This is a genomic window from Methanobrevibacter sp. (assembly GCF_017427765.1).
GTDB lineage: Archaea > Methanobacteriota > Methanobacteria > Methanobacteriales > Methanobacteriaceae > Methanocatella.
This window is the reverse complement of record NZ_JAFRSC010000025.1, coordinates 95,371-106,555: the sequence shown is the minus strand read 5'-3', so window position 1 is coordinate 106,555 and position 11,185 is coordinate 95,371. Positions and strand designations below refer to the sequence as shown.

Below are 11,185 nucleotides of genomic sequence, written 5' to 3'. Positions count from 1 at the left end.
TAAAAAAACATATAAAGATTTACAGAGAGCAATTGAAAAGTAATATCCATCAACAAAAGAAAAAAAAATAAAGTACACTCAACACAAAATACACAAAAATAACAAACTAAAATCTGATAAAAATAGAAAATACCCTTTAAAAATCATATTTAATATAAGTATACCCATCTTGCAATTCATCCCCGACTTTTACAGAAGTCATGGTATTCTTGCATTATTAAGATAATTAACCTCCTCACAATACAATATGTTGTTAAAAGCATACCCCATGTTTTCCAAAAATATATTTTTTCAAATATTTTCCATCATAATTTGATATAAATACCTATTTAATGTTTATTTTTTATTTAAGATGCAAGTGAGCACTTACATTCGAAAAAATTTATATAAGGCCTTTAATAGAGCTAATGGTAAGTGATAATCCAATTTCACTAAAAAAAATTAAGGAGGTTAATTATGAAAAAAATTATCTTATCATTATTATGTCTATTAATAATATCATTAGGTGTTGCATGCGTAGCCGCAAGCGACAACACCACAGTAACCCATGACTCTATACAAACAATCGATCAACAACACATACCTGTTGACACAAATATGACCGCTGAAAATAATATTAACAATAAAATTGCAAACACAACTGACAATGATGTCGCACAAACAGTTAACAACGATACTATAAACGTGATTGACAACGCCGTAACTGCTGACAACGCTGTAAAAGTTGCCGACAATACTGCAAATGCACAACCAACAAAAAACCCTACAAAACTTGATATCAAAGGCCCAAAAATCACAAAGGATGGCCTAAAAGTAAAGAACACTGCTACATCTACTAAAACCAATAACAGAGGTTTAGGAGTTTTGTTATTGTTTTCAGGCACTGCTATAACAGCCGGTATCGGAATTTATATGATTATAAACCCGTATGCTTTTCAATAACTGAATATTCATTTTGAATATTCATTTTCTTTTTTTGCTAGTTAATAACTGTTAATAAATTAAAAATATGATAAACTAATTTATTCCGATAATTTTATATTATCAGAGATATAAATAATATAGTATATTATGTAAAACTAATATTTTTCAAAGGTGAAAACATGCTTATATTAGCAACAAGTAAAATTCAAAGTAATTATCAGACTACAATCCCCAAGGAAATAAGGAAAAATTATGATATTGATAATGATACTGTTGTAGAATGGGCTATTAATGATAACGGGAATCCCGAAATAAATTTCAGGAAAAAAAGAAACTTTAAAAATTTAGGCGGAGCTTTTAAATCTGATGAAAGAACAAATGCAGTGGAATTGAAAAGGAGCTTATACGAATGAAAAAAATGTTTTTGGACACTTCATTTATACTGGCTTATGTCAATTCAAATGATGAGTTACATGAAAATGCCTTAAGACTTGAAGAAACTGAAAATGTTCTCTCACAAAACTGTCACATCAACAACAATGTACTAAATGAAGTCTTAACATTAACTGGCAGGAAAATTAACATAGCTGCTGCTGAAGAAATATACTATGGCATGATTGATAGCTTTGAAATATTGAATGAATACAATATTTTTAACTACACTGCAAAAACATTTGACCTATTCAAAAGAATTGTTGGGTCTAACAGCGGGAAAACAAAATTAAGCTTTACTGATTCAAGCATTATCCTAACCATGCAAGAATCAAATATTCATGATTTAGTTAGCTTTGATCAACAATTTAAAAATTTTAATGAAATCAACTTAATTGGTTTAAATTATTTGTAAAAAACGAAAGTACCCCTAAACTTGCAATTCATCCTCAACTTAAGAAGATGAGGTATTCTCGCATTTTTAAGTAAAAAAAAGCAATTATTTAAATAATGATTGGTATATTTTTAATTATGAAAAATTTTAAATAGGTATTTTAAAGATTATCTTGAATTAAATTTTAATAATTTGATGGGAGGTGAAAAAATGTTTATAGGAAGAGGCGATGATTTAATGGACGGTTTAATGGGCGCTAAAGCAACATGCCCTAATTGCAATACCACCATAACTTTTAAAGAAGGTGCACTTCTTGCAAAAGAGAAAGGCTACACAGAACAGGTCGTTATGTGTAAAAAATGCAATAAGGTATATGGAGTTCATTTGGTTCCTGGAAAAATGACATTATTACCAAGATAATGAAAACTATTAATTTTTTTATATTTTATTTATTTTTTACTTAAAAAAGAAAATTGGAAGTTAATAGACTTCCAATCAGCAAACTATTAAAAGAACTGTTTTTTAGCGCCATTTAACATATCAAGCAATTCACAGCAGATACAGAACCTAATTCCGGACCTAAATTAATAGGCATGGTAAAAGACGGATCATCGCATAACATCTGCGCGCCTACAATAGCCATGTCAATCTGCACCAAAGTAGGATTTGGACTCATCAAATAATTCAAAATCCATTTTATTGCAGTATCCTGTTTATCTGTTAGAGAACCCCCATTGGATTCTTCTTTTGCTTCATTCTTTTTAAATCTATCGAATAAACCCATTTTATCACCATTTATTGTTAATTAGCATAATACTTATAATCCCCGTTTGATATCATTTGGACTGTTATCACTAAATTCACATCCCTCAGCTGTAACTTCACTAGAAGTTATTATAGCACCAGCATCATTACTGGCCTTATTTGCACTGAATTTAGAATCTGTTACTTTTAAACTGCCAAAACTACTAACAGCTCCTCCGAAATCATCAGATTCATTTTCAATAAATTCACTATTAGATATCTCCAGCATTACATTATTTTGAGCATTGACTGCTCCACCGTTATTTTTAGAAGAGTTATTTTCAAATTTAGAATCAGAAATATTTACCTTTGTATAATTAGCTACTTTGACTCCTTTAACTGAACTGTCAACACTAAACTTATCGGCTCCTTCCTGAATGACAATTGCCCCCCCATAGCCTTCTGTAAAATTCCTAATAAATTCTGTGTTTGAAATCACAATTAAACCAGCATGCTTGGCGGATAATGCTCCACCACCCTCATGTGCATTATTATTTTCAAATAAAGAATCTTTTAATATGAATTCACCACCATTGTAAATAGCTCCGCCATTCTTTGATGAATTATTTCTGAATTTAGTGTTTGATATGTTTAAGTTACCGTAATGGCCTGAATTAATAGCTCCGGCATATCTTGCATGATTATTATCAAATAAAGAATCTTTTAACTTTAATTCACCACTATTATGAATGGCTCCCGCAATATTATAAACCCGATTATTAATAAAAATTGTATTTTCAATATTTAAAATTGACCAGCCTCCATTTGATATTGCGCCACCGGAATCAAACGAATAGTTACTGTCAAAACAAGAGTTCATGACTGATGCTTTGGATGAATATTTTAAATTCTCATCAATTTTTGGAATATCGCTCGACAATACAGTGCCCGAACATCTTGAAGAATTGATAATAAAACTGGAATCATTTATTTCAACTTCTTTAAAGTTTCTTATTAAAGAATTTTTATCGCTGAAATTGGCCGAAAGTGTTGATCCAATGATTTTTAAAGAATTCTCATTACTTATCAGACCAGCAAATGTTTTATTGTTAATGAATTTGCAGTTTTCCAAGGTGAGTGATGCTTTATTTACAATAATGGATTTTGTTGCAGAATATGCGTTTTTAAATGTAATATTTTTAAGAATAACATTAATTTTATCATTAATTATAGAAAATAGTGATGAAAAATCATCTCCATCAATAAAATGACCATTACCATCAAGAATTAGGTCCCTTGTAATTTCAATACCTTTTCTAAGTTCATAATCGGATTTATTGTCAAACTTAATATCGCAATTTAATTTCAATTCACTGTTTTGTCTGATTTGTGCATCCAGATATGCAAATGATTCAATATTACCCGGTACCTTATTTAATTCACCTACATTATAAACCAAATCGCTTAAGTCATTAGCGGTTTGAAGTGAATCATTGTTAAATATCGGCTGGGAAATGTTTGATTTGTTATCTGTGAACTGATTATCCTCAAGATACAGTTGTCCGTTATTGAATATGGCGCCGGCCATTTCTGAGTTATTATTATTAAATTTACAATTCTCCAATTTAAGAGTATCATGGTTAAATATTGCCCCACCATAAGTTTTGGAATTGTTATTCTCAAATATTGAATTTAACACATCCAATTTTCCGTTATTTAAGATAACACCTCCCTTATCATCGGCATCATTGCCCTCAAATTTACATTCCTCAATTATTAGAGAAGCGCCTTTTGAAACTTTGATTGCTCCTCCGCCAGTTGACCCTTCTTCATTATAATTAAATAAACGCCCATTTTTAAAAACTATATTTTTTAGGGTAATGTTTTTGGCACAAACATTGAAAATCCGTGATTTTGAAGCCCCATCAATAGACCTTCCCTGTCCGTCAATGACCAAATCATCGATGTCTAAATCGATTCCGCCTTCATAAAAAGACAACTCATGGCTTCCAATCGATATGTCATTTTCTAAAATAATTTTTCCCTCAGTTTGGTGGATTAAATTGTCCAACTCCAAGAAACCGAATTCAAGCACTTGCTCTTTGTGAATACAATCTACTGTTCCATGATCATCAATATGAGGCATTAAATCATCACAAAAAACACTGGAAGCATCAATATGCCCCTCGTTAAAAATTGTAACTGTTGAATCTTTAAATTTAGGATTTTGGATGTATAAACTAGTCTTATTGTAAATATCACTGCAATTGTCTTCCTTTGAAGAATTGTTTTCAAATAATGTTTTATCCAGAAGACATCTATCGCCAGAATTGCAAATTGCGGATACATCCAAACGATTGTTTATAATTTTTCCACCCAATATCTTTACTGTGGAATCCATTTGATTATCAATGATTAATTTTGATGAATTATCTTCAAAAACAGAATCGACACAAAGCATAGTGTTTTGATTTGAAATAATAACAGATTCTGTTTCATTTTGTGAAAATTTACAGTTCATAAATTTAATATCCGAATCATTGGTAATTACATCCCCATTGGATTTTAAAGAATTTTTAATAAATTCCGTTTTAGAAATTTCCAATGCAGCCGAACCATGATTATTAATGCCCGAACCGCTGCCGGCATTGTTGGCCTCAAACAATGAATCATGAATTTTTGTTTTACCGAAATTTAATACAGCCCCTCCAAGATTTGCACCATTGAATTTGAATTCGATATTTGAAATATCTGATGTGGAATCCAATAAAATTAAAGCTCCACCCTGTTTAACTGCAGAATTATAAAGAAATTTAGAATTCTTTAAATTTAAATTTGCACCGTTATTATTATAAATTGCACCTGCATCAGTATCAGATTTGTTAGATAGGAATTCACAATCCTCAACATTTAGAATATTTAAATTATGAACACAGCCCCCACCGATTAGGGAGTGATTTTCCTCGAATTTGCAACTGCGAATAGTGGTTTCATTCATATTCAGAATTGCTCCGCCGTCCATAGCTTCATGTTCTGTAAATTTACAGTCAATAATCAATGATGAAGATTTTTCAGACGAATTTATTGCTCCTCCACCATACTTTGCATCATTAGCATTGAATCTTGTTTTAGTGACTTCAAATTTAGATAAAGTGAAAATTGCTCCGCCCTGATCGCCTTTATTAAATGAAAATTCCGAGTCTGAAACTTTTAAGATTGCATCATAATGGTTTTGGATGGCTCCACCACCCATAGACTTATTTGAACCAAACTGAGAGTCCTCAATATTTAATTCAGCCATATTGGTAATGGCTCCACCGGAAAACTCAGAAGTATTGGAATTGAATTTGGAGCCTTTAATCAAAAGATTTCCTAAATTTAAAATAGCTCCACCAGTATATGCGACATTATTTTTAAAGCTACAGTTTTCAATTATGCATGAAGCACCCTTTTGAACATAAATTGCTGCACCCAATTCAGCGTGCATTGCATTATTAAAATTAAGGTTTTTTATGATAACGTTTTTAGCGGTGATGTTGAAAATACGGGATTTATGGCCTGAAGATATGGAATTGTTGTTTCCGTCGATTACGATACCGTCGACATCGATTAAAATTCCTTCTGAAAACCTGTTTAACTCAAAATTGCTCAAAAAAATGTCAGAATTTATATTAATTTCACGTTTTGAATGGATTAAATTGTCAAGTTCACTAAAATCCAATATAACCGGTTCTTTTTTAATTGAAACATCATGAGAACTATCTTTACTGTTTTTTACCTCTTCTTTATCTGAATTAGATTTTTTGAAAATTCTATCCAAAAATCCCATAATCTCACCTAATTTAAAGTTTATTTAAAATAATATTTAAATAAACAAGATTCCTCATGAGAATTTACTATATGATTTTCGACTAGACAAGCAACTTCGTTGAGCATCAAAAACTGAATCATATACATTAGTCTCATTCAAAAAGCCAATAAAACCTAAACCATTTAATACATTCTTAACAACTAATTAAATGACAATATAATTATTGTTAAAATTGGTGAAAATATGAATAATAAAAAAATATTATTAACATGTTTAATATTGGCTGCAGTTATTGCCTCAATCGGAATGGTAGTTGCTGAAAGTAATATTAATATACCAGACGGATATAAACTTGACGACTCACTAAGTGTTGTTAATCAAACAACTAAATTTTTTGATGTCGACTGTACATATAACCGTGTTGTAATGGTGAATGGTGACAAAAACATTACTGTAGATACCTTTTTACCTGAAAAAGAAATTACTTTAACCCCAAGTGGCGGTTCAGTAATGAAAAATATTTCAGATACTCCATGTCTTTACCAAGAAAAAGACGGACGCTTCATTTTTGTATACTCAAATAACAATCAGTTCGTACAAATTGACGCTCCTGATGAAAAAGTAATTGCTGAAGTAATAAGCAAATAGACAACATAAAGCCAAAAATATATTAATTTTAAAAATGCGTTAGGTGATTGATTTTACCTAACAAATTAACTTTTTTTAATTTTCAATGAATTTGAAATGACTAATTATCCCACTTTCCAAAATACCATGTATCATTAATTTTTACAAAGCTGGCAACCGTATTTAAAGTCCATTTTCCATTGATACCATATACTTTAGCTGTTAAGGTTACGTCAGCTATCATGGAAGCGTTTTCATCATCATCCCAAAGTATAGTGGGCTCTGAAATTTCAGATTTAAAATAATTTAAAGTCCCATCCATTACTTCACCAATGAACTCTGATTTTGATTGTTTTTTGCCGGACATGTGAACCAATTCATAGTCATCCAAAATAATTTCATTCAATTTGTCTTCATTTTTATCAATTAGTGCCTGCTGAAACTCAACAAACCTATTAATTATCACATTATCAACACTTGAAAATGATTTTTCGCAAACGATTTCTACATCAGACATAATATAATATATAAATTAATAAATACATATTAGTTATTGTATGAATGATTATGTTGGTGAAATCATTAGTGAAATTCCAAAAATTGACTTAGAAAAAACAGAATCAGACATCACTGAATTCATGAAATCAAAAGTTAACGAATCAAAAACTGATGGAATTGTTGTAGGTTTGAGTGGAGGAATCGATTCAACACTTATAGCCTATTTAGCTTGCAAAGCCGTTGGAAAAAAAAACGTGTTTGGAATTATAATGCCATCCGCTACAACACCGACTGAAGATAAAATTCATGGAATTGAAATAGCAAAGATTCTTGGCATCGATTATACTGAAATAGCTATTGACAGCATTTTAAATGAATTTTTAATGATGACAAATCTTGAAGAAAATGATTTAGCTATTGGAAACCTTAAAGCCAGAATCAGAATGTCAATCATTTATTATTATGCAAATCAGAAAAACTACCTGGTTAGCGGAACCGGAAATAGAAGCGAAATCCTGATTGGTTATTTTACAAAACATGGGGATGGTGCATGTGATATGGAGCCAATTGGAGATTTGTACAAAACTGAAGTTTATATGTTAAGTGAACATTTGGATATTCCTCCTGAAATCATCAAAAAACCGCCTCGTGCAGGACTCTGGGAAAACCAGACTGATGAAGCGGAAATCGGAATGTCTTATGATTTGCTTGATCAAATTCTTTATCTTTACACTGAAAAAGATATGAAAAATACTGAAATAGCTGAAAAGTTAAGCATTTCAGCAGATGATGTTGATATGATTATTGGAAAAATAAAAAGGAGCGAACACAAAAGTAAAGTTCCTGAAATTCCTCAAAAAACAATCTTATAATGGTGATTTGGTGAGTGAAAATATAGAGAAAAAATGGCAAAAAAAATGGGCTGATGCAAAACTATTTGAATCAAACCCTGATGAAAGGGAAAAATTATTCCTTACAGTAGCTTTTCCATACCCTAGTGGAGCTATGCATATAGGTCACGGACGTACATACACCGTTCCTGATGTTTATGCAAGATTTAAAAGAATGGAAGGTTACAACGTATTATTCCCAATGGCATGGCACGTAACCGGCGCCCCTGTTATTGGAATAGCAGACAGAATTAAAAGAAAAGATCCATGGACACTTGATTTATATGAAAGAGTTCACGGAGTTCCAAAAGAAACCTTACCTAAATTGGAAGACCCCGAATTTATCGTCAAGTACTTTTCAACAGAATATCATGAAGTAATGGAAGATATGGGTTATTCCATCGATTGGAGACGTGAATTCAGAACAATCGATCCAACATATAAAAAATTCATCGAATGGCAAATTACAACTCTACACGACAAAGGATTAGTTGCCAAAGGTGAACACCCAGTTAAATACTGTCCAAACTGTGATAACCCTGTAGGAGACCACGATTTACTTGAAGGTGAAGGAGTGGGAGTCAATGAACTCACACTTTTAAAATTCAAAATAGATGACAAAATATTGGTCACAGCAACCTTAAGGCCTGAAACAATCGTTGGTGCAACAAATATCTGGTTAAACCCTGATGTGGATTACGTTTTAGTTGATGCTGAAGGTGAAAACTGGGTTATAACAAAAGAAGCTCACTATAATTTACAACACCAAATCAAAAATTTAGAAATCATATCTGAAATTGACCCTAATGATTTAATCGGAAAAATGGCAACCAATCCATTTACAGGAGATGAATTGCCAATTTTCCCAGCAAGCTTTGTTAGCGCATCATACGGTAGTGGAGTAGTATTTTCTGAACCTGCAGATGCTCCTGCAGACTACATTGCACTTCAGGATTTAAAAAATAACGAAGAATTAATATCCAAATACAATTTAGACGGAATTATTGAAAATGTAGTTCCAATTCCTGTATGTACCCTTAAAGGATACGGAGAAATTCCGGCTGCAGACATTATCGAAAGACTTGGAATTACAGACCAAAACGATGAAAAGCTACATGAAGCTACAAATGAATTATACAAAGCTCAGCACAGTAAAGGAACCATTATAGAATCAATTCCTGGTTTTGGCGGAATGAAAGTTCGTTTTGCTCGTGAACAACTTAAAGAACAGTTAATCAACGACAATATGGCAACAATAATGTATGACTTCGCTGAAAGACCGGTTGTATGCAGATGCGGAAACAACTGTGTTGTTAAAATCATGGACAACCAATGGTTCATGAAATATGGAAACGAAGAATGGACCGAAAAGACCTTAAAAGTTCTTGAAGGCGAAACAATCATTCCAAAAGAGCTGAAAAGTAACTTTGAATATTACATTAACTGGTTGGATGACTGGGCATGTTCTAGAAAAGTGGGACTTGGAACAAGACTTCCTTGGGATAACCAATGGTTAATTGAACCGTTAACCGACTCTACAATTTACATGTCCTATTATACAATTGCCAAATACTTAAGAGATATGGACCCTGATGATTTAACCCCTGCATTCTTTGATAAAGTTTTACTTGACAAGGACTCCGGAGACATCAGCGTTCCGGAAGATAAAGTTTCACAAATCCAAGATGAGTTTAACTATTGGTATCCTCTTGATTGGAGATTATCTGCAAAAGATTTGGTAGGTAACCACTTAAGCTTTTTAATGTTTACCCACAGTGCTATCTATCCTGAAGAAAAATGGCCTAAAGGAACTGTCGTGTTTGGAATGGGTCTTTTGGAAGGAAACAAAATGTCCTCATCAAAAGGAAATGTAATTCTTCTAAAAGATGCAATCAATGACTATACCGCAGATGTGGTAAGGCTTTTCCTGATGGCATCTGCTGAGCCATGGCAAGACTTTGACTGGAGAGAAAAAGAGGTTCTTGGAACCAAAAGAAGACTCGAATGGTTTAGGGAATTTGCAGCGAAAATTGAAGAAATGAAAGGATCCAAGCTGGATTTAAGCAATATTGAAAAGGTTGAATTGACACGTACCATTGACTTATGGATGATAAGTCAGCTCAATCAGCATATTAAAAAATCAACAGAAGCTTTAGAAGTTTTCCAAACAAGACAAGCACTACAAGAATCCTTATTCCTGCTTAAAAAAGATGTGGACCATTACTTATACAGAGTAAAACATTTAATTGACTCACAGGACCCTGCAATTGTCTATGTCCTGTCAACCGTCCTCGAAGCCTGGATAAAACTTCTTGCACCATTTACACCACATACTTCAGAGGAGTTATGGGCAAAATACGGTGGAGAAGGATTTGTAAGTGAAGCAGCATGGCCGGAATATGATCCAAACTCAGTGAGCGTGGAAATTGAAAAATCAGAAGAGTTTGTGCAAAATATCATCAAAGATATCACACATATCAAAAAGATGGTTAAAGGAGACGTTTCAAAAGTACATGTTTACCTTGCTCCTGACTGGAAATGGGATTTATATAAAATAGCTGATGAAGTCGGAAAACCTGATATCGGTCAGATTATGGGAAGAGCTGTTGGAGCAAATATCTATGATGACAAAAAGGAAATTGCTGCAGTAGCTAAAAAGATTAGTCGTGAGATGACTAAAACCAAATATATCGGTAAAATCAACGAAGAAGAAATCTTAAATGACGCTTTCGACTACATTACCGAAGAGGTTGGTGAAGAAATCATTATCCACACCGATGATTCATACGACCCACAGAATAAGGCAAGAAATGCAATGCCGTATAAACCGGCTATTTTCATGGAATAATTAAGTTTATTCCATTA

At 32.4% G+C, this 11,185-nt stretch carries 10 protein-coding genes; 7 read left to right on the top strand and 3 right to left on the bottom strand.

Going from position 1 to position 11,185, the window contains the following annotated elements; genetic code table 11:
* Positions 1 to 456: 456 nt before the first annotated feature.
* The 4 genes from IJL02_RS07505 (at position 457) to IJL02_RS07490 (ending at position 2,170) form a co-directional block, all read left to right on the top strand.
* Positions 457 to 942: a hypothetical protein gene (locus IJL02_RS07505; protein WP_292814237.1), complete on the top strand. Its 486-nt coding sequence runs from the start codon at positions 457 to 459 to the stop codon at positions 940 to 942.
* Between the two features lie 161 nt (positions 943 to 1,103).
* Complete coding sequence (locus IJL02_RS07500; RefSeq protein WP_292814234.1) at positions 1,104 to 1,337, top strand: AbrB/MazE/SpoVT family DNA-binding domain-containing protein; 234 nt, start codon at positions 1,104 to 1,106, stop codon at positions 1,335 to 1,337.
* Positions 1,334 to 1,771, top strand: a complete 438-nt coding sequence (locus IJL02_RS07495; RefSeq protein ID WP_292814231.1) for a PIN domain-containing protein — start codon at positions 1,334 to 1,336, stop codon at positions 1,769 to 1,771. The genes IJL02_RS07500 and IJL02_RS07495 overlap by 4 nt, the downstream gene beginning before the upstream one ends.
* Before the next feature lie 189 nt (positions 1,772 to 1,960).
* Entirely contained in the window at positions 1,961 to 2,170 is a 210-nt protein-coding gene (locus tag IJL02_RS07490) for a hypothetical protein (RefSeq protein ID WP_292814228.1), read from the top strand.
* A gap of 112 nt (positions 2,171 to 2,282) precedes the next feature.
* Here IJL02_RS07490 and IJL02_RS07485 read toward each other — a convergent pair whose 3' ends face one another.
* Complete coding sequence (locus tag IJL02_RS07485; protein WP_292814225.1) at positions 2,283 to 2,534, bottom strand: hypothetical protein; 252 nt, start codon at positions 2,532 to 2,534, stop codon at positions 2,283 to 2,285.
* 33 nt (positions 2,535 to 2,567) lie between these two features.
* Positions 2,568 to 6,323: a right-handed parallel beta-helix repeat-containing protein gene (locus tag IJL02_RS07480; RefSeq protein ID WP_292814222.1), complete on the bottom strand. Its 3,756-nt coding sequence runs from the start codon at positions 6,321 to 6,323 to the stop codon at positions 2,568 to 2,570.
* A 225-nt stretch (positions 6,324 to 6,548) separates the two neighbouring features.
* On the opposite strand from IJL02_RS07480, the gene IJL02_RS07475 reads away from it, so the two are divergent.
* Complete coding sequence (locus tag IJL02_RS07475) at positions 6,549 to 6,953, top strand: hypothetical protein (RefSeq protein ID WP_292814219.1); 405 nt, start codon at positions 6,549 to 6,551, stop codon at positions 6,951 to 6,953.
* Positions 6,954 to 7,053: 100 nt separating this feature from the next.
* Here IJL02_RS07475 and IJL02_RS07470 read toward each other — a convergent pair whose 3' ends face one another.
* Positions 7,054 to 7,449, bottom strand: a complete 396-nt coding sequence (locus tag IJL02_RS07470; RefSeq protein WP_292814216.1) for a nuclear transport factor 2 family protein — start codon at positions 7,447 to 7,449, stop codon at positions 7,054 to 7,056.
* 64 nt (positions 7,450 to 7,513) lie between these two features.
* Between IJL02_RS07470 and IJL02_RS07465 the strand changes: the two genes are divergently transcribed.
* Together IJL02_RS07465 and leuS are read left to right on the top strand one after the other, a co-directional pair.
* Entirely contained in the window at positions 7,514 to 8,302 is a 789-nt protein-coding gene (locus tag IJL02_RS07465; protein ID WP_292814248.1) for an NAD+ synthase, read from the top strand.
* Positions 8,303 to 8,312: 10 nt separating this feature from the next.
* Positions 8,313 to 11,168 carry a leucine--tRNA ligase gene (leuS, locus tag IJL02_RS07460; RefSeq protein ID WP_292814213.1) on the top strand — a complete coding sequence of 952 codons (2,856 nt, stop codon included), beginning with the start codon at positions 8,313 to 8,315 and terminating at the stop codon, positions 11,166 to 11,168.
* Positions 11,169 to 11,185: the final 17 nt, after the last annotated feature.

Bases quoted from the DNA above. Each gene is read 5' to 3' on its own strand.
- IJL02_RS07505 (WP_292814237.1), top strand. From the start codon at position 457: ATGAAAAAAATTATCTTATCATTATTATGTCTATTAATAATATCATTA.
- IJL02_RS07500 (WP_292814234.1), top strand. From the start codon at position 1,104: ATGCTTATATTAGCAACAAGTAAAATTCAAAGTAATTATCAGACTACA.
- IJL02_RS07495 (WP_292814231.1), top strand. From the start codon at position 1,334: ATGAAAAAAATGTTTTTGGACACTTCATTTATACTGGCTTATGTCAAT.
- IJL02_RS07490 (WP_292814228.1), top strand. From the start codon at position 1,961: ATGTTTATAGGAAGAGGCGATGATTTAATGGACGGTTTAATGGGCGCT.
- IJL02_RS07485 (WP_292814225.1), bottom strand. From the start codon at position 2,534: ATGGGTTTATTCGATAGATTTAAAAAGAATGAAGCAAAAGAAGAATCC.
- IJL02_RS07480 (WP_292814222.1), bottom strand. From the start codon at position 6,323: ATGGGATTTTTGGATAGAATTTTCAAAAAATCTAATTCAGATAAAGAA.
- IJL02_RS07475 (WP_292814219.1), top strand. From the start codon at position 6,549: ATGAATAATAAAAAAATATTATTAACATGTTTAATATTGGCTGCAGTT.
- IJL02_RS07470 (WP_292814216.1), bottom strand. From the start codon at position 7,449: ATGTCTGATGTAGAAATCGTTTGCGAAAAATCATTTTCAAGTGTTGAT.